The 24,601-nt window shown below is 39.5% G+C and carries 21 protein-coding genes; 3 read left to right on the forward strand and 18 right to left on the reverse strand.

Annotated features, from left to right (window positions below):
• Positions 1 to 50 precede the first annotated feature (50 nt).
• The 3 genes from ABD006_RS02335 to ABD006_RS02345 form a co-directional block, all read right to left on the reverse strand.
• On the reverse strand, positions 51 to 1,409 hold the full coding sequence (locus tag ABD006_RS02335; protein WP_343837110.1) for a histidine kinase dimerization/phospho-acceptor domain-containing protein: 1,359 nt from the start codon (positions 1,407 to 1,409) through the stop codon (positions 51 to 53).
• Positions 1,406 to 2,074, reverse strand: coding sequence for a response regulator transcription factor (locus ABD006_RS02340; RefSeq protein ID WP_343837112.1), 669 nt, complete (start codon positions 2,072 to 2,074; stop codon positions 1,406 to 1,408). Before ABD006_RS02340 ends, ABD006_RS02335 begins: the two co-directional genes overlap by 4 nt.
• Positions 2,075 to 2,173: 99 nt before the next feature.
• Positions 2,174 to 3,946 (reverse strand): ABC transporter substrate-binding protein, encoded by a 1,773-nt coding sequence (locus ABD006_RS02345; protein ID WP_343837115.1) that lies wholly within the window; start codon positions 3,944 to 3,946, stop codon positions 2,174 to 2,176.
• A 173-nt stretch (positions 3,947 to 4,119) separates the two neighbouring features.
• Between ABD006_RS02345 and ABD006_RS02350 the strand changes: the two genes are divergently transcribed.
• On the forward strand, positions 4,120 to 5,322 hold the full coding sequence (locus ABD006_RS02350) for an MFS transporter (protein ID WP_343837117.1): 1,203 nt from the start codon (positions 4,120 to 4,122) through the stop codon (positions 5,320 to 5,322).
• A 53-nt stretch (positions 5,323 to 5,375) separates the two neighbouring features.
• Here ABD006_RS02350 and mtaB read toward each other — a convergent pair whose 3' ends face one another.
• From mtaB to gpr, 11 genes are all read right to left on the reverse strand, one after another.
• Entirely contained in the window at positions 5,376 to 6,734 is a 1,359-nt protein-coding gene (gene mtaB / locus ABD006_RS02355) for a tRNA (N(6)-L-threonylcarbamoyladenosine(37)-C(2))-methylthiotransferase MtaB (protein ID WP_343837748.1), read from the reverse strand.
• Between the two features lie 5 nt (positions 6,735 to 6,739).
• On the reverse strand, positions 6,740 to 7,492 hold the full coding sequence (locus ABD006_RS02360) for a 16S rRNA (uracil(1498)-N(3))-methyltransferase (protein WP_343837119.1): 753 nt from the start codon (positions 7,490 to 7,492) through the stop codon (positions 6,740 to 6,742).
• Between the two features lie 16 nt (positions 7,493 to 7,508).
• Positions 7,509 to 8,453, reverse strand: a complete 945-nt coding sequence (gene prmA / locus ABD006_RS02365) for a 50S ribosomal protein L11 methyltransferase (protein WP_343837121.1) — start codon at positions 8,451 to 8,453, stop codon at positions 7,509 to 7,511.
• A gap of 55 nt (positions 8,454 to 8,508) precedes the next feature.
• Positions 8,509 to 9,642: a molecular chaperone DnaJ gene (gene dnaJ / locus ABD006_RS02370; RefSeq protein ID WP_343837123.1), complete on the reverse strand. Its 1,134-nt coding sequence runs from the start codon at positions 9,640 to 9,642 to the stop codon at positions 8,509 to 8,511.
• 187 nt (positions 9,643 to 9,829) lie between these two features.
• Positions 9,830 to 11,668 carry a molecular chaperone DnaK gene (gene dnaK / locus ABD006_RS02375; RefSeq protein ID WP_343837125.1) on the reverse strand — a complete coding sequence of 613 codons (1,839 nt, stop codon included), beginning with the start codon at positions 11,666 to 11,668 and terminating at the stop codon, positions 9,830 to 9,832.
• 39 nt (positions 11,669 to 11,707) lie between these two features.
• A complete protein-coding gene (grpE, locus tag ABD006_RS02380; RefSeq protein ID WP_343837128.1) occupies positions 11,708 to 12,322 on the reverse strand; it encodes a nucleotide exchange factor GrpE in 615 nt (204 codons plus the stop codon).
• 195 nt (positions 12,323 to 12,517) lie between these two features.
• Complete coding sequence (gene hrcA / locus ABD006_RS02385) at positions 12,518 to 13,549, reverse strand: heat-inducible transcriptional repressor HrcA (RefSeq protein WP_343837131.1); 1,032 nt, start codon at positions 13,547 to 13,549, stop codon at positions 12,518 to 12,520.
• A 133-nt stretch (positions 13,550 to 13,682) separates the two neighbouring features.
• Complete coding sequence (gene hemW / locus ABD006_RS02390; protein ID WP_343837133.1) at positions 13,683 to 14,831, reverse strand: radical SAM family heme chaperone HemW; 1,149 nt, start codon at positions 14,829 to 14,831, stop codon at positions 13,683 to 13,685.
• An 81-nt stretch (positions 14,832 to 14,912) separates the two neighbouring features.
• Complete coding sequence (lepA, locus tag ABD006_RS02395) at positions 14,913 to 16,727, reverse strand: translation elongation factor 4 (RefSeq protein ID WP_343837135.1); 1,815 nt, start codon at positions 16,725 to 16,727, stop codon at positions 14,913 to 14,915.
• 111 nt (positions 16,728 to 16,838) lie between these two features.
• A complete protein-coding gene (locus ABD006_RS02400; RefSeq protein ID WP_343837136.1) occupies positions 16,839 to 17,186 on the reverse strand; it encodes a DUF3679 domain-containing protein in 348 nt (115 codons plus the stop codon).
• Positions 17,187 to 17,578: 392 nt separating this feature from the next.
• Positions 17,579 to 18,685, reverse strand: a complete 1,107-nt coding sequence (gene gpr, locus ABD006_RS02405) for a GPR endopeptidase (RefSeq protein WP_343837139.1) — start codon at positions 18,683 to 18,685, stop codon at positions 17,579 to 17,581.
• A 232-nt stretch (positions 18,686 to 18,917) separates the two neighbouring features.
• Here gpr and rpsT point away from each other — a divergent pair, with 232 nt between their 5' ends.
• A complete protein-coding gene (rpsT, locus tag ABD006_RS02410; RefSeq protein WP_343837141.1) occupies positions 18,918 to 19,184 on the forward strand; it encodes a 30S ribosomal protein S20 in 267 nt (88 codons plus the stop codon).
• Between the two features lie 110 nt (positions 19,185 to 19,294).
• Here the strand turns inward: rpsT and holA are convergent, their stop codons facing one another.
• Entirely contained in the window at positions 19,295 to 20,332 is a 1,038-nt protein-coding gene (gene holA / locus ABD006_RS02415; RefSeq protein WP_343837144.1) for a DNA polymerase III subunit delta, read from the reverse strand.
• Between the two features lie 354 nt (positions 20,333 to 20,686).
• Here holA and ABD006_RS02420 point away from each other — a divergent pair, with 354 nt between their 5' ends.
• Entirely contained in the window at positions 20,687 to 20,821 is a 135-nt protein-coding gene (locus tag ABD006_RS02420) for a YqzM family protein (RefSeq protein WP_044158225.1), read from the forward strand.
• Between the two features lie 242 nt (positions 20,822 to 21,063).
• On the opposite strand, the gene ABD006_RS02425 is transcribed toward ABD006_RS02420, so the two are convergent.
• From ABD006_RS02425 to ABD006_RS02435, 3 genes are all read right to left on the reverse strand, one after another.
• Positions 21,064 to 23,307 carry a DNA internalization-related competence protein ComEC/Rec2 gene (locus ABD006_RS02425; RefSeq protein WP_343837147.1) on the reverse strand — a complete coding sequence of 748 codons (2,244 nt, stop codon included), beginning with the start codon at positions 23,305 to 23,307 and terminating at the stop codon, positions 21,064 to 21,066.
• 53 nt (positions 23,308 to 23,360) lie between these two features.
• Positions 23,361 to 23,930: a ComE operon protein 2 gene (locus ABD006_RS02430; protein ID WP_343837149.1), complete on the reverse strand. Its 570-nt coding sequence runs from the start codon at positions 23,928 to 23,930 to the stop codon at positions 23,361 to 23,363.
• A 66-nt stretch (positions 23,931 to 23,996) separates the two neighbouring features.
• Positions 23,997 to 24,599: a helix-hairpin-helix domain-containing protein gene (locus ABD006_RS02435; RefSeq protein ID WP_343837151.1), complete on the reverse strand. Its 603-nt coding sequence runs from the start codon at positions 24,597 to 24,599 to the stop codon at positions 23,997 to 23,999.
• Positions 24,600 to 24,601: the final 2 nt, after the last annotated feature.

A 24,601-nucleotide genomic window follows, 5' to 3' on the forward strand; every position in this document is an offset into this window, starting at 1 on the left:
TAAAAAAGCCGATTGAATTCTCTGTTCAACCGGCTTTGCTATCATTGCTATCATGACAGCTTTTTAGGGCGTTTTATTTTAATTACGGTACCCCGATGACCTGATTCCACTTCCCATTCAAGATCCATTTTCCTGACCATTAAGTCTACAATCGTTAACCCAATCCCTGCTCCTTTTCCATTTGAATGAACCGACATTCCGTTTCCTTGATCGGCTATGATGATGGCTTCATAATCTTTCCCGGCTTCGGTTCTGACCGACAGAAACTTACCGCTTTTGGCGTGCCTTAAAACATTCTGGAGTAAATTGTCGATGATTCGATCCAGCCATAATGGATCCACATTCCACTCGGTTTCATTAAATGGTTTCAGTTCTACATCAATTTCAAAACCTTCTTTTTCGAAAATAGAGTACCAGGATGCCATAGAAGTTCGCAAATGACGAATGATATCAATGCTTTCAGGTTTATAATTCATTTTCCTCGCTGTCAGTAGCGTGTAAGACATAAGATTTTCAATTAACCGGTCAAGCTTTTCCATGGCTTCCTCCATAACCTGTACCGCCTGTACTCCATTCGCTGATAATGTTTCCTTGGAAATTGAATATAGATGAGCCCTCATTTTCGTTAATGGGGTTCTTAAGTCATGGGATAAATTCGCAATCAATTCCCTTCGAAGCTGCTCTTCCTCCTGTTCCCGCTGTTTACTCTCCCTTAATTCACTCACCATTTGATTAAAGGTTGATTCCAGCTGACCGATTTCATCATTCTTTTTTACATCAATCGAAACAGGAAGCCGGTCTGTGTCCCTAATCTCCATGGCTTCCTGCAAGGCAACTAACCGCTTTCTTATACCTCTGAAAAATAGTAGAGAGATCATTATAAAGAATAGAATAATCGTTAAAGCAATGATGGAAAATGTCCGGCCTCCTAATTGGCTGAATTGGTTCGTATCCTGAGATAAAGCTGACCGGGGCAGTTCAAAAACAATAAACCCATGATTCTGGTTATTCCCTGCAAAAGCAATGACTGTAAAGGGATCCTCATCATACCGTTCCTTGATAAATTGCGCTGTAAATGCAGGTGTCCATTCATCCGGCAACTCTGCTGTTACGTCGAGTTGAGCAGACAAATTACCATGGTTATCCACCCAGAACATGGATGATTGAGGATACTGCTGTTTCCATTGTTTAAAATGGTCCAGAATTGTTCCCTTTGTCATCCGTTCTATATCACTTGCTTCATTATGCCACTGTTCCTCGATTGACGCTGCCTGCCTTTCCGTTTCCTCTTGATTACTGGTAAAAATGAACAGGAAGGCAGGTACAAAAAAGCCAATCTGTATAATAAATAAAGCGGTAAGGATGATTAATATATACTTTGCCAGTAAGGATTTAAAGAATTTTTTCATTGTTTTACCCTGTACCCAATGCCACGAATGGTTTCAATAATTTGAGGCTTGGCCGGGTCCTTCTCAAGCTTTTCTCTTAAATACCGTATATGTACCATTAATGTTTTATCCCCTTCTAAGAACTCCTCGCCCCATACCGCTTCATACAATTGCTCTTTTGTTAAAATCTGATTTAAGTGACGGAGAAAATACTGAAAGAGCTGGTATTGCTTACCTGTTAATAAAATTTCTTCATCCGAATCCCGATTTATAATTTGTAAATCCTTTGTATGAATCGTTAGGTGGTGAAGATGGATATGCTCATCACTTTTGTTAAAGCGCCTTAACAGCACTTTAATTCGTGCCGCTAGTTCATCCGGATGAAAGGGTTTGGTTATATAATCATCTGCAAAGCTGAGTCCTTCCACTTTATCCTCAATGGCTGTACGTGCGGAAAGCATTAAGACGGGCAAATCCCTGCTCGTATTTTTTATCCGCTTACCAATGGAGAAGCCATCTAATCCAGGGAGCATTACATCCAGAATGACTAAATCGGCATTGATCATATAGAAATCAATCTCTTCCCCTGATTTGAGCCACTTCACTTCATACCCTTTTTCCATTAAATTCCGGGTGACCCATCTACCTATCTCAACTTCATCTTCTATGTACAAAATATGAATCATTTTATCCTACCCCTGTGCTATTTTTCTTTACTTCATTAAGCAATATCTGTTAACATCGCGATTCATTTGGATGTTTTATAATTCTAAAGGATGTGGAATCTAGGAATTTAGGTACCAAAGATTTGTATAATCAACCCATCCTAACGCATTTATGTGTATGCCTTTTAGATTCCTGGGATATATAGCAAATTGTTGTAAGCGATATAATTGATTCAGTCCGTTTTGTTTGTGAACTCGATCTTCTAAATCCTTTAAAGAGTTTAAAAGATCATATTCTCTCCTTGATTGCAGCAATAAATCTATTTCTTTTAGAAAGCAATCAGGCAGGTGTTTCCTTAATAAACTTTGATTCCCTTTGAAAGTTGATAGATAAGTATAGAGCAGGCTTTCATCAGTAAGCTGTTCTTCTAATAACATATCTGCATGTTCAACTAAATGCTGCTTGTGTAATTCTTCATAAGGTAAAAAGTGAAGGGATACTTTAATCCCTAATTGCTGCAGTTCTTTTTGAATCCATTTTACATCACTTTCATTCCCGGCACCATTATAAGTGAAGAGATTTAATTGCTCTCCATTGTAACTGCTTCTTTTAAGGCAAATCTTTGCAATCGAAAAGTCACGGTCTATAGACCTTTCGTCTTCAAATTGGGATACCATTCGGGAAGCTGGAATAAATCGATTTCCCTTTAAATCACGAATCAACTTTTCAGGTAAGAGAGAATGAAAGATTGCTTTTCGAAGTAGTGGATCATAAGCAAGTATTCCCCGATTCATATTTAAAATCAACTGTTTGCTACCCCGATCAATGACTTTATATTGTTCGAAATACTCTAACTTCTTTTGTTTATATGGATAATGATAAAAGTTCAATTCATTCTCATTTGTAAAAGGGCTCGTATCTTTATTTTCATAAAGCCATGGAAAAAAATAGATTGATACTTCATCTAATAACGGTCGAATATCATAATAATTTTTGAATGCTTGCAATATAAGCTTTTCTTTATTATTTTCTCTTACTTGGAATGGGCCTGTACCAATAGGAATACGTTTAAAGTTCCTTATTTTTTCATTTGGAACAACACTTCCTCCTAAGGAAGCTACTAAATGCAGGAAATATGGAACAGAGGATTCGAGTTCAAATTTTACTGTATACCTGTTAAGAGGAAGTACATTATGTATAAAATCGGTCATCCATTGATAGCCTGAAAAATTATTTCGATGTCTTTCAATACTGTAACAAACATCATCAGCTGTCATTTCTTTACCGTGGTGAAAATAAACATTTTTTCTTAAATAAAAAATCCACGTAGTATAGTTATGATCATGCCGCCAATGGTGTGCCAACTGAGGAAGATGTTGATTCTTTTCCTCATCATAGGTTACTAGTTGATTAAAAATATGCCTCATAAAATGGTTTTCCGTACGACGGTTTATTAAAGCCGGATCCAGTACTGGTAACGTTCGATAAGAGGGGAACTGCAATCGGTCGATTTCACCCTCTTTATAATCGTTACTCTCATCTAAAAAGGAGTAAAAAATCCAATCTATAAATTCTTGTTGTATTTTTGGGTAGTAACTAAACTTACGTATGTAAGTTATGGATTCATCAATTGACTTTAAAGCAATCTCTTTCGCTTTATTCATAACTAAATCATCCAGATTCGCTAATAATCGAATTTTAGAATAATGCCCTCTCCCCTGGCCTGGTTTCCACATAATCCACCCCGCCCCTTCAAGGTTTCGAACAATAACTTTAGCATTGCGAAGTGTGCATGATAATACATTAGCCAGAGTATTCATGGTAATGGGGATATCTTTATTCATTTCTTTTAAATGGTAAGTTAAAACTTCATAATGTTCCAACAAATTCATAAACGTAAAATCCTCCATTTAAAAAAAGGTGAAATAGAATTAAAATAATTATACACTTTTTTTCCTCTTTTAAAAACGTAGAATAACACATAGGAGGATGATGTTATGAATTTTGTACAATTACCCGTAAAAGTCCATAAGAAACAGCAAATGAACTTCATGAGCGACAAATGATGGTTTCCCAAAAGAGTAGAGTTGTCGGTATTGCATTAATAACAGCCATTGGAGTAATGGGCGACTCCATGTTATTTGTTGTTCTCCCTATCTACTGGGAAGAGTTTGGCTTAACCGCTCTCTGGCAAATCGGAATTCTTTTATCTATTAACCGATTTATCCGGTTACCTATCAACCCTTTAGTTGGCCTATTTTATCAACATTATCAGATCAGGACAGGTATGTTCTTCGCTGTAATATTAGCTGTACTTACTACTATGTCTTACGGACTATTACATCAATTTTGGCTACTGGTCATCATGCGTGCTCTGTGGGGAGTGGCCTGGTCCCTTCTTCGCTTAGGTGGATATCTGACCGTCATTGATGTGGCCAATCATCAAAATAGAGGAAATTATGTTGGTTTGTATAATGGATTGTGGGGCCTTGGTGGCTTAGTAGGTATGCTCGCAGGCGGACTCCTTGTTGATCAAACATCAGTTGTTTTTGTTACATCATTGTTTGCTCTTGTTGGATTATTGGTGTTACCAGCGATTTCATTTTTAGTACCAGGGATAAAACACACAAAAAACGAGGAAGAAAAAGAAAAAGATTACGAAAGAGCAAATTGGTTTACGCCTTATATTGGAATGGTCTTACTAACAGGAATGAGCATGGGTTTTATCGTATTCGGACTGTTCGCTTCCACATTAAGTCCTCTTATTGAGCGAGTTTATACAGATGAATGGACGATCTTACAAATCACCCTTGGGGCAGCTACGCTTGCAGGTATGATTCAAGCTATACGCTGGGGATGGGATCCGTTTATAGCTCCATTAGTTGGAAAAATACTGGATTCAGCCAAGTCTATGGTCAGCATTTTGTTTATTCCCTTATTTGGTGGTGGAATACTGCTCATCTTTTTGGGAAATATCGAATCTATCATTATACTAATTGTTGGTCTATTGGTTTTTCAACTCATATCCACGATGTTTGTTACAACAACAGATACCTTGGCTACAAGTGCCGCTGCACGAACTGATCGGGTAAAAATGATTACAGCCCACACCGTTGTGGTTGATGTAGGTGCCGCTTTAGGACCATTTGTTTCCTATTTAATACTTGAATTATACTCATTAACAGCGATTTACTATATTTCAGGAAGTTTGTTGATTTTATTAGGGGGATCCTGGTTCATCTTTAATAGACGACGGCTAAGTGAGTAGTTCTTTCTAAATCACAAAAAAGAGGTTAACTATAAAGTTAACCTCCACAATTTTTAAGAAGATAAAGAAACCTCATCATCAACTGGTGCATCATCCATTACCCTGACAAACTGTCCTTCATTATATGGATAGCCTGATTTGGTAATCTTCACTCTGACAAGTTTTCCAATCATGTCCTCTGTTGCTTCCACTTTTACTTTCAGATAATTATCTGTATATCCAACATAGATATTGCTGTCGGGATCTTCTTTGGAGTGTTCTTCCGGAATAACCTCCAGTACTTCCCCTTCATATTTGGATGCGTATTCTTTAGCTAATTGATTGGAAAGCTCAATTAAGCGATGAACACGGTCATGCTTTGTTTCATCATCTACCTGATCCTTCATACGCGCTGCAGGTGTACCTGTACGCTTTGAATATGGAAATACGTGCAACTCTGAATAACCGATTTCTTTAACAAAGTTATAGGTATCCATAAATTCTTCTTCTGTTTCCCCCGGGAATCCTACAATGACGTCAGAAGTAATCGCAAGCCCCGGAAGAGCTTTTTTGATTTTGTCAATTCTCTGCTTATAAAAATCGGTTGTATATTTTCTGCGCATTCTCTTTAAGACTGTATCTGAACCTGCTTGTAATGGAATATGCAGGTGACGGACAATTTTCCTGGATTTATCCAACACATCAATCACTTCATCGGTAATCTGACTTGCTTCAATGGAAGAAATCCGGATTCGTTTCAGTCCATCCACCTTGCTTTCCAGATCACGTAAGAGCTGGGCGAAGTTATAATCCTTCATATCCTCACCATAGCCTGCTGTATGAATACCCGTTAACACAATCTCTTTATAGCCTGCATCCACCAGCTGCTGCGCCTGTGTTAAAACATCTTCCGGATTACGGGAACGGAGCAGACCACGGGCCCACGGAATAATACAGAACGTACAGAAATTATTGCAGCCCTCCTGAATTTTAAGAGATGCTCGTGTCCGGTCCGTAAATGCGGGTACATCCATCTCTTCAAATTCTCGGGTTTTCATAATTTTTTGTACGCCATTAATCGGCTGACGGGTTTTCTTATATTCCTCTATGTATTCAATCATTTTTTTGCGATCCTGTGTACCTACAATAACGTCCACACCCGGTATTTCCATAATTTCACCGGGAGATGTTTGTGCATAGCAGCCGGTGACACATACTACAGCATCCGGATTTTTACGAACTGCACGACGAATCGTTTGACGACTCTTTTTATCACCTGTATTCGTCACTGTACACGTATTAATGACATATACATCTGATTTTCGATCAAAATCCACTCGTTCGTAGCCGTGTTCCTTGAAAAAATTCCAAATACCTTCCGTTTCATAATGATTTACTTTACAGCCCAGCGTATGAAAAGCTACAGTTGGCACGACCATCACCTCAATTCCTCAAATTGGTACGACATTACAGAAAGAAAATACAATGGAGCTGTTTCCGTTCTTAAAATTCTCGGTCCAAAGCGTGTAAAATAAAAATTCTCTTTCATAAGCTGTTCCAATTCCTGCTGTGAGAATCCTCCTTCAGGGCCTACCACGATGAGAACATGCTCATCAGGTTGAATGGTACTGATAATATTCCCCAAAAGAGTCGGTGATTCCTTTTTTGCTTCTACTTCACTGGCAACAATCAGGTGATCAAATTGATCCGCAGCCAGCAAAAGTTCTTTAAAACTTTTCATATGGTGAATCGATGGAATAGAAGTCCGGTGTGATTGCTCACCCGCTTCCTTTGCTATTTTTTCCAGGCGTCTGATTTTTTTATCAGCTTTCTTCTGATCCCATTTTACAATGGAACGATCACCTTTAAAAGGGATAAAAGCATGTGCCCCCAACTCTGTTCCTTTTTGAACAATTAAATCGAGTTTATCCCCTTTAGGCAGAGCCTGGGCGATCGTAACTTTAACAGGCATCTCTTTATGCTCATTCAGCCAGTCCAAAATTCGTGCAGAAACCTCTTCTGGTGAAACGTCTTCAATTTGACATAAAGCTGCTCTTCCCTTTGGATGATTACATATAATCTGGTCTTCTGCTGTCATCCGCATGACATTGGATATATGGTGTGCATCATCATCTCTTAAAACGACTTTGCTGTCTGTCCATCCAGACTCTGGAACAAAATATCGCTGCACAGTACCGTACCTACTTTCATTCAGAAGGTTTTTTTGCTACAAATGAAATCCAATCCTCCATTTGATTGGTTTCAATAATTTCAAAACCAATCGACTCTAAATTGTTTCTAACCTCTTCTTTTTTGCCTTGTATAATACCTGATGTGATAAAGACACCACCTGGCTTCAGAAGATTAAAGGCTTCCTCGGTAAATTGAACAATGATTTCAGCTAAAATATTGGAAACAATAACATCTGCCTGCACATCTACACCTTTTAGCAGATCGTTCTGCTTCGCTTCGATTTGTTCATGTACTTTATTCAGCTTGGCATTAATGGTTGTGCTTTTTACTGCTATATCGTCTAAATCATAGGCGTAAACCTGTTCAGCACCGAAGAGTACCGATGAAATACTTAGAACACCGGAGCCGGAACCCACGTCCAGAACCGTGTCATCCTTTTGAACGTATTGTTCAAGCGCCTGCAGGCTGAGGACCGTTGTTGGGTGAGTTCCGGTACCAAAAGCCATTCCCGGGTCAAGTTCAATAATAATTTCATCACTTTCCACCGGCTCATAGTCCTCCCAGGTAGGAATAATCGTTACTTTTTCTGAAATTTTTACAGGCTTGTAGTATTTTTTCCAGGCGGTTGCCCATTCCTCTTCATGAATTTCACTGATGGTTACTTTATTTGCACCAATGTCAATGTCAAACTGAATCAAATTATTAATGGCCTGTTTAATTTGATCCACGGTCTCACCCAGGAAACTGTTGACAGGCAAATAGGCTTTTACGTAAACACCCTCTTCCGGATAATCTTCCGGGTCAAGTTCAAACACTTCACCATACATCGAGTCATGATCCTTCACTAAATCATACGCATCTTCAATGACCACACCACTAGCCCCGATCTCATGTAAAATATTCGAGATGGGCTCGATTGCCTCATTTGTCGTATGGATGCAGATTTCAGACCATTTCACAGGTAATCAACTCACTTTATTTTAATTTTACTAACTATACCCTTTTCCACCGGTATTATGCCTCACCTTTGAAAGCCCGTTTCATACGTTGAAAAATATTGTCCTGCTGCTCATCAGTTGCTTCATTGCCGCTGATTTCATTAAATTCACGAAGCAATTCTTTCTGACGGTCACTAAGGTTTTTCGGTGTGATCACGCGAACTTTAATATGCTGATCACCTTGACCACGTCCATGGACATTCGGTGCTCCTTTGCCTCTCAGCCTGAAAAAGGTGCCTGTTTGCGTACCAGCTGGAACCTTTAATTTCACTTTCCCATGGACAGTTGGTACCTCAAGCTCGTCGCCTAAGGCTGCTTGTGTAAATGTCAGAGGAAGCTCACAGCGAATATCATCGCCATCACGCTCAAAGAACTCATGAGGCTGTACTCTTGCTACGACAAACAGATCACCCGCAGGTCCACCATTCACACCAGGTTCTCCGTGACCCGCTACACGAATTTGCTGACCATTATCGATACCAGCTGGAATGGAAATGTGAATCTTTTTGTGGGTTTTCACTTTACCAGATCCACCGCAAGTATTACATTTGTCTTTAATAATTTTTCCAGTTCCCTGACAATAATGACAAACACGACGGTTAACCACGCGACCAAACGGAGTATTCTGCTCCTGATTTAGTTGGCCTGAACCGCCACAGTGAGAACATGTTTCCGGATGACTTCCAGCCTTTGCTCCTGTTCCGTTACACGTATCACAGTTTTCCTCTTTTGGTATTTGGATATCAGTTTCTTTTCCAAATATAGCTTCTTCAAATGTTAAATCCATGGTGTACTGAAGATCTGCACCCTGTCTTGGTGCATTTGGATCACGACGTCTGCCACCGCCGAAGAACATATCAAAAATATCACCAAATCCGCCAAAGTCTTCGGCACCAAAGCCACCGAATCCACCCTGACCGGCACCACCATTGGCACCTGCATGACCGAATTGGTCATACTGAGCCCGTTTCTGCTCGTTACTTAATACTTCATATGCTTCTTTTACTTCTTTAAATTTGTCCGCTGCATCTTCTTCTTTACTTACATCCGGGTGGTATTTTCTTGCAAGCTTCCGGTATGCTTTCTTAATTTCGTCTTTTGAAGCATCCTGGGATACTCCAAGTACTTCATAATAGTCTCGTTTACTCACTTGCCAATCACTCTCCCGACTCTTCTCACATAAAGTTTATCATAACATTACTGGTTAATGATGTGCAATCTAACAGCGATTTACAGTTACTGAACTTAACGTGTAAAAAAGCCAAAGCCAAGATATCCCCTGACTTTGACTTTTTCAATAAATAGATCAGTTAAATGGAAGCTTTATCATTTTCAGCTTACTTATTTTGATTATCGTCGTTTACTTCTTCATAGTCTGCATCTACTACATCATCGTTTGAACCTTCTGCAGCACCCTGCTCTGCTCCCTGAGCCTGATCAGCTTGCTGTTGAGCCTGCTCGTAAAGTTTTACAGAAAGAGCTTGAACCTGTTCTTCCAATGCTTCCTTCTTCGCTTTAATCTCTTCCATATCTTCGCCTTCAAGTGCTTTCTTCAATGCTTCTTTTGCATCTTCAGCCTTTTGCTTTTCTTCGTCTGTTACTTGTTCACCTAAATCCTTGATGGTTTTATCTGTTGTAAAGACGAGCTGATCAGCTTCATTACGAAGATCAATTTCTTCACGACGCTTTTTATCTTCCTCGGCATTTTCTTCCGCTTCTTTAACCATACGCTCTACTTCATCATCGGAAAGACCGGAAGAAGATTTAATGGTAATAGACTGTTCTTTATTTGTACCCTTATCCTTCGCACGAACATTTACAATACCGTTCGCATCAATGTCAAAGGTTACTTCAATTTGTGGTACACCACGTGGTGCTGGTGGAATATCGGTTAATTGGAAACGGCCAAGAGTTTTATTGTCTTGTGCCATTTCTCTTTCGCCCTGCAGTACGTGAATATCAACAGCAGTCTGATTGTCAGCGGCAGTTGAGAATACTTGAGATTCACTTGTTGGGATGGTTGTATTCCGTTCAATCAGTTTGGTTGTTACGCCACCCATCGTCTCGATACCAAGAGATAGTGGGGTTACGTCTAATAGTACAACATCATTAACGTCACCTTGCAGCACTCCACCTTGAATAGCTGCACCAAGAGCTACTACTTCGTCCGGGTTTACGCCTTTAGAAGGATCTTTTCCGATTTCCTTACGTAGAACTTCCTGAACAGCTGGAATACGGGTAGATCCACCTACAAGAATAACTTCATCAATATCACTTGAACTTAAGTCTGCATCCTGAAGCGCACGGCGAGTAGGTCCCATGGTACGTTCGACTAAGTCATTGGATAGCTCTTCAAACTTAGCACGGGTTAAATTCATTTCCAGGTGTAATGGGCCTGCATCTCCTGCTGTAATAAATGGCAGGGAAATTTGGGTCTGACTTACACCAGATAACTCTTTCTTCGCTTTTTCCGCGGCATCTTTCAGGCGCTGCTGAGCCATTTTATCTTTGGAAAGGTCAATACCATTTTCTTTCTTAAATTCAGAAACCATGTGATCAATAATCACCTGGTCAAAATCGTCACCACCAAGACGGTTATCACCTGCAGTGGAAACAACTTCAAAGGTACCGTCACCAATATCCAGAATAGATACGTCAAAAGTACCTCCACCAAGGTCATATACTAATACAGTCTGGTCTTTATCCTGATCGATTCCGTAAGCTAAAGCGGCAGCAGTAGGTTCGTTAATAATTCGCTCTACTTCCAGACCGGCAATTTTACCTGCATCTTTAGTTGCCTGACGCTCTGCATCGTTGAAATAGGCAGGTACAGTAATAACCGCTTTTTCTACCGTTTCACCTAAGTAATCTTCAGCATAGGACTTTAGATGCTGAAGGATAATCGCAGAAATCTCCTGAGGCGTATATTCTTTACCTTCAATTTCTACCTTATAGTCTGTTCCCATATGACGTTTAATAGAAATAATCGTATTTTCATTGGTGATGGCCTGACGCTTAGCCACTTCTCCTACTTGACGTTCACCATTTTTAAACGCTACAACAGATGGTGTTGTACGGTTTCCTTCAGGGTTTGGAATTACTTTTGATTCGTCGCCTTCCATAACAGCAACACAAGAGTTTGTTGTACCTAAGTCGATTCCAATAATCTTACTCATAATCCTTCTTCCTCCTTTAATTCTATTTATGTAGACAGGTTACTGGTTTACTTTCACCATTGCCGGACGAATGACACGGTCCTTTAACATATAACCTTTTTGCAAAACTTCCGTAACGGTGTTCGATTCTTTTTCCTCATTTGAGTCCTGCATAACAGCCTGGTGTATATTCGGATCAAAGGTTTTTCCTTCTGCCTCTATTTCTTCAACTCCAGCCTTTTCCATAGTTGAAACGAGCTGGCGATAGATCATATTCATGCCATCAACGAAGTTTTCCATTGATTCCCCATCAACATCCACCTGCAGGGCACGCTCAAAGTTATCTAATATTGGCAGAAGTTCTGTAACCACTTCCTGAGATTTATACTTAAGGTCATTTTCCCGATCTTTTTTTGCACGACGCTTAAAGTTATCAAAATCAGCTTGTACTCTTAATAGTTTATTTTGCATCTCATCTTTCTCTTTCTTTACAGCTTCAAGCTCTTCCTCATGTGCCTGAGAATTGTTATCTTGTGTATCATCCTGCTGTATTTCCACTTCTGCATCTTCAACTGTCACTTCTTCTGCAGTGTTCTCCTGAGTGTCATCTTCAGTTCTGAGTTCTTCCTGTTCATCCATGTTTTCCACTGCTTCTTCTTTGTTTTCCTCGCTCATTACTGTCACCTCTCTTTCCCTCAAACAAAATAACCGTTTTAGAATATATCATGAAACATTAAAGATTTAAAGAACAAAGCATATAGAGATGTAAGTCTTGATTATAAAAATATACTAAGTAATATACCAAGTTAGTTAAACCAAAAAGATGGATGGGGCAAAACTGCCATCCCCATCTATTATCTATTGCCTATTCTAAGAGTTTTGATACCATGCTCTGAAGGTTTTACTCATTTGTCCAGAAAGAACATTTAACAGTGACACCACTTTGGAATAGTCCATACGGGTCGGACCTAATAAAGCAATGGTTCCCATGTGCTCATCACCTAATGTATACGAAGCAGTAATTAAACTGCAATCCTTCATAGCCTCCAGTTCATTCTCATGGCCAATGACAACATTGACTCCCTGATTGTGGGACCTGAGCAAAGGAGCAATTTCTCCTTCTTCATCAATCGCTGAAAATAAATCCCGCACCTTATCGATATCTTTAAACTCCGGCTGATTCATAATATTTGTCCGGCCGCTCACATAAAGCTTGGCGGGCTGCTCACTGAATAGTGCAGCCTGAATATAGTCATAGGTATTCTTAAAATTGTTCGTATGCTTCCTCAGTAATGTCACCACTTCACTCTCAATCTTCTGGTTTAATTTATAAATAGGTACACCCTGTAGCTTCTCATTTAAAATACGAACCGTTTTTTCAATCTCAGATGGATCCAGTTCAACCGGAATTGTAAAGGAGCGATGTTCTACATGTCCAGTATTGGTAACCAGAATCGCAACAGCTGAATGTTTATTTAATGGCAGAATTTGCAGTTGTTTGAGTTCTGTCTCAAATACTTCCGGTCCTAAAATAATCGACGTATAGTTGGTCAGATCAGAAAGAATTTGGGCAGACTTATTTACCACTCGTTCAAATTCCATCAGCTGTTCGCCAAACATCGTATGAATTCGTCTGATGTCCTTATTTGATAACGAGAATGGTGACATTAAGTGATCAACATAAAACCGATACCCTCGTTCAGAAGGTACCCGGCCGGATGAGGAATGGGTTTTCTCCAAAAATCCAAGATCCTCCAAATCAGCCATTTCATTTCGAATGGTTGCGGAACTATACTTTACATCATCTCTTTTGGCGATGGCTCTTGAACCTATCGGCTGAGCACTCTGGATAAAGTCATCAATTATCACTTGTAAGATAAGCAATTGACGTTCTGTAAGCAAGATGATCACCTCTGTTAGCACTCTTTCTTATTGAGTGCTAATTCTAATAATAACTTATCAAACGGATATAGGATTGTCAATAATAAAGCTGATAGCAGGAAACATCATAAAGTGATGTTAATGCGTGATAAAGTTAACTGAAGATGACGTCATCATCAAGCAGAAAGGCTGCGAAGACATCATTTCCGAAAAGCCTGCCCTGAGGTGTAAGTTTTACAGCACCCTCTTCTTCTATTAACCAGCCCTTCTCCTTTAGCTCCGTCATTTCTTTGTGATAAAGGTTGTTCATCCTTGTTCCATATTTTTTATAGAAGTCTGCTTTGGATACACCACTGGCTTTTCGTAATCCCAGAAACATTTCCTCTTCAATTTGTTCTTTTTTCGTTATGACCTCTTCATGTAAAACAGGTTTTTTATTTTCCATTAAAGAATCAATGTAATGGTTAACTGGACGAAGATTAACCAGCCGTTTCCCTTCGATATAGCCATGGGCGCCGGCTCCAAAACCAAAGTAGTATGCATTATCCCAGTATACGAGGTTGTGCTGGCTTTCATAGCCGGGTTTCCCGAAGTTACTGATCTCATAGTGGAAGAGACCGTGACGTTCCATTTTGTTCACTAGACTTTCATACATATCTGCTTCAACCTCTTCAGGCGGTTTGCTTAATTTCCCTTTTTTGTATCGAATATAAAAAATCGTCTTCGGTTCAATTTGGAGAGCATACGCCGAGTAATGCGGCAATTGATAGTCCAATGCCGCTTGTAAAGTACGATCGAAATGCTCCCGGGTCTGATTTGGCAAAGCATAAATAAAGTCCATGCTAATATTTGTCAAACCATTCGATTGCAGCGCATGTACGGTCTGATCAACGTCTTTTACCTGATGATTTCGGTTTAGCATTTTCAAGAAATCATCATCTAATACTTGAACACCCAGGGAAATGCGATTCACACCATAATGTGAAAGCATTTTTGCTTTTTCCAGGGAGAATTCACCCGGGTTTGCTTCAAGCGTAAATTCACTGCTGCTCACATCAAAGTATTTGTTAACGATTTGCAGGAGCCTTTCAAATTGAGCATTGGATAGACTTGTCGGGGTCCCTCCTCCAATATAAATGGTTTTGACTTTTCGTTTGTTTTCCCCTATATAAAGTTCAATCTCTTTTTGCAGGGCATCCAGATATTGGCTGGCCAGAGATTCATTATAGTAAATTTTTGTGAAATCACAATAATGACAAATCTCATGACAAAAAGGGATGTGAATATAAACTGATTGGACCACTGGCCTCTCACCCTTCGTTATAATTTATTCTAATAGGAAAACCGCAAGAATATATCCTGCGGCAGCTCCTTTCGCTTATCATTAATCATCATCATCCATTTTGAGGACTGACATAAATGCTTCTTGCGGAATTTCTACTTTCCCCACCATCTTCATGCGTTTTTTACCTTCTTTTTGCTTCTCAAGCAGCTTTCTCTTTCTGGAGATATCACCACCATAACATTTGGAAAGCACATTTTTCCGCATTGCTTTAATGGTCGAACGTGCAACAATGCTATTTCCAATCGCCGCCTGAACAGGAACTTCAAATTGCTGTCTTGGTATAATGTTTTTCAGCTTTTCCACAATACTTTTTCCCCGTTCATAAGCGAAATCCCGATGGACAATGAAGGATAATGCATCAATTTGTTCTCCATTTAGAAGAATATCCATTTTTACAAGATTGGATGGTTTATATCCTTTTAATTCATAATCAAAGGATGCATAACCCTTCGTTTGTGATTTAAGCTGATCAAAAAAGTCATAAACAATTTCCGACAGCGGGATATCATAAACAATATTTACACGATTTTCATCTAAGTATTGCATATCCATAAATTCACCACGTTTACCCTGACAAATCTCCATCACCGGTCCGACAAAATCGTTCGGCACCATGATTGTAGCATTTACAAAGGGCTCACGAATTTCAGAAATTATTTGAGAATCAGGCATTAAAGAAGGATTCTCAATGGTTTTTACTTCTTCATTCTCTACCTCTACTTCATAGATAACACTTGGAGCAGTCGTGATTAAATCAATATTAAATTCCCGTTCAATTCTTTCCTGAATGATTTCCATGTGTAAAAGCCCCAGAAATCCACAGCGGAAGCCAAACCCAAGTGCCTGTGAAGTCTCAGGCTCATACTGAAGGGATGAATCGTTTAATTCCAGGCGCTCTAATGCTTCCCTCAAATCATTATAGGCATTCGAATCAACCGGGAATAATCCGCAGTAAACCATTGGGTTCAGCCGCTTATAGCCCGGCAAAGGCTCCTTAGCCGGGTTATTCGCCAGTGTAATGGTATCCCCTACTCTGGAATCTCCTACATTTTTGATAGATGCCGTTAAGAAACCTACATCCCCAACGGACAGCTCATCTTTTGGAACAGGATTGGGATTGAATACACCAAGTTCATTTACTTCAAATTCTTTCCCATTGGCCATCATTTGAATTTTATCGCCAACCTTGATACTGCCTTCTTTTACCGTGATATAACAAATTACACCTCGATAGGAGTCATATAAGGAATCAAAAATAAGTCCTTTAAGTGGTTCGTCCGGATTGCCTTGAGGGGCAGGAATATCTTCAACGATACGATCCAGGATTTCATCAATTCCTATACCTGACTTGGCAGACGCTAAAACAGCATCATCAGCATCAATTCCTATTACATCCTCTATTTCCTGTTTAACCCTCTCTGTATCCGCACTTGGCAGGTCAATTTTATTAATAACCGGAATGATTTCCAGATCATTATCCATCGCCAAATAAACGTTGGCAAGCGTTTGTGCCTCAATTCCCTGCGCGGCATCCACAACTAAAATTGCACCCTCACAGGCTGCCAAACTACGAGATACTTCATATGTAAAATCCACATGCCCTGGGGTATCAATTAAATGAAACACATAATCTTCACCTGATTTTGAGGTGTATTGCAATTGAACAGCATTCAGCTTGATGGTAATTCCCCGTTCACGTTCTAAATCCATACCATCAAGAAACTGTTCCTTCATCTCTCTTTGAGACAGAGCTTTTGTTTTTTCCAAAATTCGATCAGCCAAAGTAGACTTTCCATGGTCAATATGAGCAATGATCGAAAAGTTTCGTATGTTCTTCTGGTTTACGTTAGTCAAAATCCTCACTCCTGTTTTTTGCAACCACAATGCTATGTTGATTATAGCAATAGGAGGAAAATCATTCAATCAAACATCATATACGGGAGGATTTTTCTTTTTCCACCTGCGTTACAATCGGTAAATCAAATCAGATATCTGATAAGCACCTGTGACGAGCAGGTTATAAAACCATTTTACCCCAGTTTCTATGGCAGAAGCTATTTTTCCCGTTAATGATCCTCCTTGAATCTCCTGATAAGATTCTTTTTTTTCCTCTATTGATTTTTTATCCAGTGATTGTCCCATCACTTCAACTTCGTAGGGTTCTTCATTGTTATTAACAACCAGAGCATCATAGTTTTCCGTTTCATTCCCACTTAATTTATTCATTCCTGTTCCAGCCTGATCAAAACCAACAATGACACCTGTTAAAAACAAAATAATCATGAAAAAGAAGATTAACGTAAACCGAATCATTCTATCAGCTCCCCATTTCCTTCATCATCCGAAAAAACTATTCTATGAACTCTATTAAGACTATATGTAAGTGAGATAAATGCTAGAACCTGAAAATATAGAAAAGACATTTACCAGGTCATGCTAAGGAAATTGCGGTTACAGTTGTGGGATGTTTTTGGTTTCAGGTAGGTACGGGGATAAGCCAAAGCCATTCCGTGGCCAAATACATGCCACTCCATGTCTTCGTCTTATCCCGCATGACCTGAACAGTCGCCTCCGCTTTTCTTTGTCCAGCTGCGGCTCCTAGGTCAAGGCGGATATAAGCCAAAGCTATTCCGTGGCCAAAAACATGCCACTTCATGTCTTTGTCTTATCCCGCATGACCTGAACAGTCGCCTCCGCTTTTCTATTTACCTTGTAAAGTTTTCTTTGTTTTCTTTTTGGACGGCTTCGTGGAGGGCTCCATTAATTCCGGATGCTAATAAATGGGCGGTGTCTTCGATAAAACCATCAATTTCTTTTGGTGTAACCATTAGATTGTGTCCTAATGGGGAAAGAACTTCCTTAATTAGCTGGCGTTTTTCGTCTACTGACAGGCCTCCAACAACTCCCATGAAGGTTTGTCTTTTTTCTTCATCAGGTAAATCTTCATCTGTGAATTTTTTCTTTTCTCCAAAATTCAAACCTGCAGGGGTTAATGCCTTAGAAGGTTTTCCCTGTTCATTCATCTCCCGGCCAAAATGCTTCAGAATAAAATCAATGGTGTCACTCGTAATCGTTACAGCATCAACAACGGTAGGAATTCCAATAGAAATGACAGGAATGCCCAATGTTTCTTCACTTAAATCCTTTCGCTTATTCCCTACCCCGGAACCAGGGTGAATACCTGTATCCGAAATCTGAATGGTTGCATTTACGCGCTCAATTGACCTTGAAGCCAGTGCATCAATAGCAATAACAAAATCAGGTTTAACTTTATTGATGACTCCAAAAATAATGTCGCTCGTTTCAATTCCTGTTAATCCCATAACACCAGGGGACAGAGCTGAAACAGGGCGATACCCGTCTGCTACATACTCAGGCTGGAGTTTAAAAAGATGTCTGGTTATAAGAAGATCATCTACCGTATAAGGGCCAAGGGCGTCTGGTGTGACATTTCGATTTCCCAGACCAACAATTAAACAGGAAGCGCTATCGTCTATATTTCGCTTGGCTAAATACCTTTCAAGCTCACGTGCCACGATATTCGCTGTATCTGTCTGCATTTGGGTATCCTGTGTACGTATACTCTGTGTTTCCAGGGTTAAATACGAGCCCGCTTTTTTACCGATGGCTTCAGAGCCTTCTTCATCTATTTCCACATAAGTAATTTTCATGTCGCCTTCTTCCCGTTCCTTAACCTTTACCCCTTTGATCTCTTCCGTTTCCTGTTCTTTATCCTCCTGCTCGACGACCATTTCCCGTGCTTCAATGGCAAGGTCTGTACGAACTTTATATAATTTTTCATTCTTTTCCATCCAACGTCCCTCCATTCATTAACTCATGATTTCCAACTGAAATCTTTCTTATACGATAGACTTCATGACCTCTGATGTGACAAGCATAATTTCTTTACTGATCTATTGAAAACTTGTCTTCGCTTTGGTAAAATGGCTTTTGTTCAACTATCAGAATTTCATAGGTAAAGGATGATAGGTTTACTTCACAAAGTAACTGAAATAACGTATATTTCTTCAGGAGGTGAATCAATTGGCAAATATTAAATCCGCTATTAAACGTGTAAGAATTAATGAAGAATCACGTAACCATAATCAGGCATTTAAAACAGAAATGCGTTCTTCCATTAAACGTGTTGAACAGCTTGTTAACCAGAAAAATGCAGAGGATGCAAAGGCTGCATTAAAAGAAGCAACACGTAACATTGATAAAGCCGTTCAAAAAGGCATTATCCATAAAAACAATGGAGACCGTAAGAAAGCCAACCTAGCGAAAAAAATTAATGAGCTTGGAGCGTAACCGTCTCCAAAGCACAAGCGCCCGTTTGTTCAGCAATCGGGGGCCGGGCTGGACATGGTCATAAAAAAAGGAGCATTCCCTTAAGGGAAATGCTCCTTTTTATTATCTCCTTATTTCGCTGATCTTTTCTCGACAAAACGATACAACAGCAATTCGAATGCCAGCTCTTTCTCCATTTCTCCTCTTTTCATTTGTTCATCCGTATTGGTCAGCAGTGACATCATTTCGTATAACTGCTCCACACTAAAATATCGCTCCCGATCAAGGGCCATCTTTATTGCGTATGGATGTGCCTTAATCTGTTTATCCATTTGCTGTTTGGTATAGCCTTTATTCTTCATCAGTTTACATTGCAGAATTAAGCGTATTTGGGAAGCAAGCAAAGCCACGAGGGCTATCGGCTCTTCATTTCGCTTCGACAAATCTTTAAAAACCGCAATAGCCTCCGTAATATCTTTTTTCATTAAAGCATCAATCATCTTAAAGGCAGATGATTCCGTGTGCCGTGACACTAATTTTTCGACCACTTCAATTGTAATGGGCTCTCCCTCATCTACATAAAGAGAAAACTTCTCCAATTCCTTTTGAACAGACATTAAGTCAGTACCAATTTCCTCTATGAGCTTTTGTGTTGCCTGAGGTTCAATATGTATACCTAAATCTTTGGCTAGCATATCAATCCAGGTTTTCAAATCATATTCTCTTGGGGACTCACATTTTACCACACGTCCGGTTTTTTTCAGTTTCTTTACGATTTTTTTTCGTTCATCAATTTTTTCATATGGGGCAATGATAATGATAACCGTGTGATCCACCGGATGGTCCAGATACTTTTCCAGGACACTCAAATCATGTTCCACCTTGATTTTATCCAGTTTAGCCTTAAAGAATGAAGCGTTTTTTAATAGCAATACCTTTCGATCGCCGAAAAAGGGAAAGGTTTCGGCATCAAGAATTGCTTCCTGTATCGGGGTTTCCTCCATATCAAAGGCATTAAAATTCATACCTTGTTCAGGCTCTTCATCTAAAACAGACTGGATAATTTTATGTTGTAAATCCTGTATTAAATAGGATTCATTACCAAATAATAAATAAAGAGGAATATATTTTGACTCTTTCAGGGATTTTACAGCTTCTACATAAGACATCTCTCTCACCTCATATTATGCTTGTCCTTTAAGTATAAAGAATTTTTATTTATATGACTATAATCCGAGATGAGAAAAAATTTTCAAGAGCTCTCGCTTTGTGATATGATAAAGAGGGAAACGGTGGTGGCCATTTCCCCCAAAATCTATATGAACGTCTGAATCACAGTCCCGGGAAACTGACATTCAGACGATGTTTGCTTACATAATTAGAATGTGTTTTTAAGTATGGTTTTATAGGTGTTAAGTGTTGACAAAGCAGGAATTGGAAAATCATTTGTGAACTTTTTTTAAATCATATAGATTTTTCAGAGCATTTTGCTTATACTAGGAAATGATATAGGAGGGGTAATCGTGAACGAGTTTGAAAAAAATGTTCAATCTAAAAACCACGATGTGATTGACTCAATCAAAGGATTCACCTTTTCATTTTTATTCTTTATGATAATTTTCTTTATTGGTGTTGTTTTTCAAGTTATAGGCGGTTAAGAAGAGAGACTGTTTTTACAGTCTCTCTTTTTTTATGGCCTCATTAAGTAAACCATTTATGGCTAAGAAATCATGAGAGGCCACGTCCGGCTCCAGCGCCCAGCGACTAGCGAGACTTCCTTCACTTCCGTCCGATAAGTCAACATCGACTCACGCTGTTCGTCGTGTTTCCGTTATCTCCTCCGGCTCAGTCCAGTCCGTACGTCGCTAAACGGGCGCTTCCGCCTTTGTTCTATTATATTTTATGGATTCATGGTCCGGAATGTGCTACCCATTTTATGAAACCGATACTGAATCGCTCCGTGAATGTCTGTGCGCAGAATTTTCGTATGATTTTGCTGAAGTCGGGCAAGGGTTTCAGGAGCGGGATGACCATATAAATTATGTTCACCTGCTGAAATCAGGGCAAAATCAGGTCTTAATGCCTCCAGAAATAACTGAGATGAAGAATATTTACTGCCATGATGAGGAACTTTCAGAATATCCACCTGTAACTCAGGATAGTCTGCAATGATTTCTCTTTCTGTCTCCGAGCCGATATCGCCGGTAAACAGCCAGGTCCGATCTCCTAATTTGGTATATAAAACGATGGAGCGGTTGTTTTGATCTAATGGTGAAGTACCCTCATCATGCGGAGATAAAACATGAAAAATATAATCATCAATCATTAATTTCATCCCTTTTGTGAGTATGTGTGGGTTCAACGATGGCTGAGCAGGCAAAAATTCTTCAAAATCAGGGTTTGTATACAATTGGTCAATATTGAAATGCTTTTGCAAATAAGTGTAACTGCCAAAGTGATCCTGATCAAAATGAGTAACAATAAGATGATCAATGGTTGTGATTCCTTTTGACCATAAGTAAGGCTTTATCGCATATTCTGCCGTTGGATTGCCAGGATTCTTTTCATCGCTTTTATTCAAAGACATTTCCTTTGCTGCATCAATCATGACAACCCCCTCTCGATAAGGCAGTTCAATCACAATTGTATCTCCCTGCCCTACATCCAGCATGGTAACCGTCCCTTTACTGTCCAGATAAGGCTGAAGCTGAACCACGATCAATAGAACAATAAGCAACGTGGCTGTAAAAAGTGCTTTCATTTTCTGATTGACCTCAAGCAGCTTCATAAACAGAAACAAACCGGCAAAGTAAGCTATTATTGCAATCACTGATATTTCTCCAATCACCCATAAAAGCTGAATTTCTTTAACTTCATTCAAAAGCCAAACCAGCATTGGCTCATGGAACCTGGAGAAATAAAAATCAATCACATCTGTAAAAGGAGGTGGAAGCCATGAAAATAAAACAGCGATTAAAGACACAGGGATGACCAGGGCGGAAAAGTAAGGAACAAAAAACAAATTGGCAAAAATGGACAAGGGGCTGATGTAATAAAAGTTGAGTATTTGAAGTGGGATTAAGACCATTTGGCTGATAAAGCTGATATAAATCATCGTCCAGAGGTATGAAGGAAGTCTGCGGAGAATATTTCCGGACATGATTAGACTGAAGGTAACCAGAAAAGAAAATTGAAATCCTAACTGATAGATAAGCAGTGGATTCTGCAGTAATAATAAAATAGCGGTTATACTCACAACATCCGTGACTGGCCATCTGCGTCCCAGGATTGAGAAAATAAACAATAACTCAGCCATCATTACCGCTCTTAATACAGGCGGGTTTCCACTTGCAAAAACAGCATAGACAGGAAGAAAAATCATGATGATATATCTGCTCGTTTCGATGGAAAGTTTACACACTCGATTAAGGATTGTATAGATAAAAAGTATGATTAATCCTGCATGAAGGCCGGAGATGGCTAACAAGTGGGACAAATTCCAGTGCTGAAACTCCTGTATGATCTCCTCGGAAAGAAAATCCTTATCACCGAAAATCAAAGCCTGTATCCAATGATAGCTCTCATCCGTGTACTGCTCCTTTAAGAACTGTAAAAGATGATTTTTGACTTGTAATGGATAGGCCATCCAGTCCTTTCCCACACAATGGATATCCTTTTGCTGAATATTCATTTGCAGATAAATCCCCATACTTTTTAAGTAGGAACGATAGTCAAATGCCCCTGGATTTCGTGCTTCTTCAGGTACCTTCATTTTTCCTGTTACCGTACACTTGGCCCCGTGCTGGTAAGAAGACTTTTGGAGGGATTCCGATTGCTCACTATAGATGTTAATTAGCAGCTTTTCAGACGTATTCGTTTCTTCAAGAGTTAAGGAGATGTAGCCTTCCTTTATGCTTGGATTGGATGTGATCGTTCCCTGAATGAGGGTGGATTCCTCATGTGAATGGTCTTTCCATAATGAGGATTCAAAGGGAGGCAAGAGGGAGAAGTAGATCAAAAGAACAGAGGAGAAAAAGAAAAACAGCCAGGATCCAGGTCTATTCTTATACAGAATGTACGAAATAAATAAAAAAACCCACAATCCCAGCCATAATAATAAGTACTCATTCCAAATTGAAAACAAGGCTATCAACAAAAGATAATGCCATTTTCCTTTCAATAACTTCACCTGGTTTCTTAATTAAGGGTGGTAAATAGGTGATGGGCCTCTTCACGCAGTTCCTTCATCTCTTCTTTACCGGCACCTGAGGCCTCCAGTTTGTCCAGCATCCTGGATAAAAACTTCACCTTTTCCTGTGCTTTTGTATCAATATTTAAGTATTCAAGCTCTACTTTTTTTACTTCAACTCCAGCTTCTTTAAAAAGCTCGATAGCATAAGGATGGTTATGATAATCTGTTGCATAAAATAGTCGTTTAATCCCGCCTTGTATAATAGCCTTCGAGCACTGAAGGCATGGGAAATGAGTAACATAGAGCTCAGCACCTTCTGTCGGTACACCAAATTTCGCACATTGTAACAAAGCATTAACTTCAGCATGAACCGTTCGGACACAGTGGCCATCAATAACATAGCATCCTTCATCTATACAATGGACACTGCCTGTCACACTCCCATTGTATCCGCCTGCAATAATTCGTTTATCTCTTACAATCGTGGCCCCGACAGCTAATCGCTCACAGGTACTTCGCATAGCAAGCAGATGACTTTGAGCCATGAAATATTGATCCCATGCTATTCGTTCCATTTGTATCCCACCTTTTGTCGATTAATGTTCTTTTACAAGTTTACCTATTCTGTATCATTCGTGCAATTACGGAATGAGAATTTCATCTTTAAAATTTTCAACCGTTTTTTCACCAATGCCTGAAACATTAACTAATTCTTCGGTATTACGGAATCGGCCATTTTCTTCCCGATATTGAATAATTGCCTGTGCTTTGGCCTCACCAATTCCCCTTAACTCCATCAGTTCCTCCGCAGATGCATCGTTTATACGGATTTTACTGCTACCGTCGCTTTTTTCTTCAGCCTCTCTGTATTGATTGGCCTCCAGGACGACAATCGCCATCTCATCATAAACTTTTTCTGCTAAATTCACCGATAATGGATCTGCTGTTTCAGATAGTCCTCCTGCCATCGTTATGGCATCATCTACTCTGGCATTAGCAGTCAGCTCATAAACACCCGGGTTCTTAACCGCTCCTTTTATATCTACGACTATAGCAGAATTCTTCTTTTTCTCTTCTGCATTCAAATCTTTTTCTTCCACCAGATTGCTGTCAGAATCAGCCACACCCGTATCTTCCTTCACGACTTTCATATCATCCTGATTGTTACTTGTAAAAATCAAAATCAGCATAAAAGTGACGATGATACTACCTAACCATATTTTAAATAAAATTTGCTTATTCACTT

The sequence above is a fragment of the Salinibacillus aidingensis genome, assembly GCF_039522525.1.
Classification (GTDB): Bacteria; Bacillota; Bacilli; order Bacillales; family Alkalibacillaceae; genus Salinibacillus; species Salinibacillus aidingensis.

Coding starts and splice junctions, on each gene's coding strand:
- gpr (WP_343837139.1), bottom strand. CDS start 18,685: ATGGAAAAGAATGAAAAATTATATAAAGTTCGTACAGACCTTGCCATT.
- dnaK (WP_343837125.1), bottom strand. CDS start 11,668: ATGAGTAAGATTATTGGAATCGACTTAGGTACAACAAACTCTTGTGTT.
- ABD006_RS02350 (WP_343837117.1), top strand. CDS start 4,120: ATGGTTTCCCAAAAGAGTAGAGTTGTCGGTATTGCATTAATAACAGCC.
- ABD006_RS02340 (WP_343837112.1), bottom strand. CDS start 2,074: ATGATTCATATTTTGTACATAGAAGATGAAGTTGAGATAGGTAGATGG.
- ABD006_RS02345 (WP_343837115.1), bottom strand. CDS start 3,946: ATGAATTTGTTGGAACATTATGAAGTTTTAACTTACCATTTAAAAGAA.
- ABD006_RS02400 (WP_343837136.1), bottom strand. CDS start 17,186: ATGATTCGGTTTACGTTAATCTTCTTTTTCATGATTATTTTGTTTTTA.
- ABD006_RS02335 (WP_343837110.1), bottom strand. CDS start 1,409: ATGAAAAAATTCTTTAAATCCTTACTGGCAAAGTATATATTAATCATC.
- ABD006_RS02430 (WP_343837149.1), bottom strand. CDS start 23,930: ATGGAACGAATAGCATGGGATCAATATTTCATGGCTCAAAGTCATCTG.
- holA (WP_343837144.1), bottom strand. CDS start 20,332: ATGTCTTATGTAGAAGCTGTAAAATCCCTGAAAGAGTCAAAATATATT.
- grpE (WP_343837128.1), bottom strand. CDS start 12,322: ATGAGCGAGGAAAACAAAGAAGAAGCAGTGGAAAACATGGATGAACAG.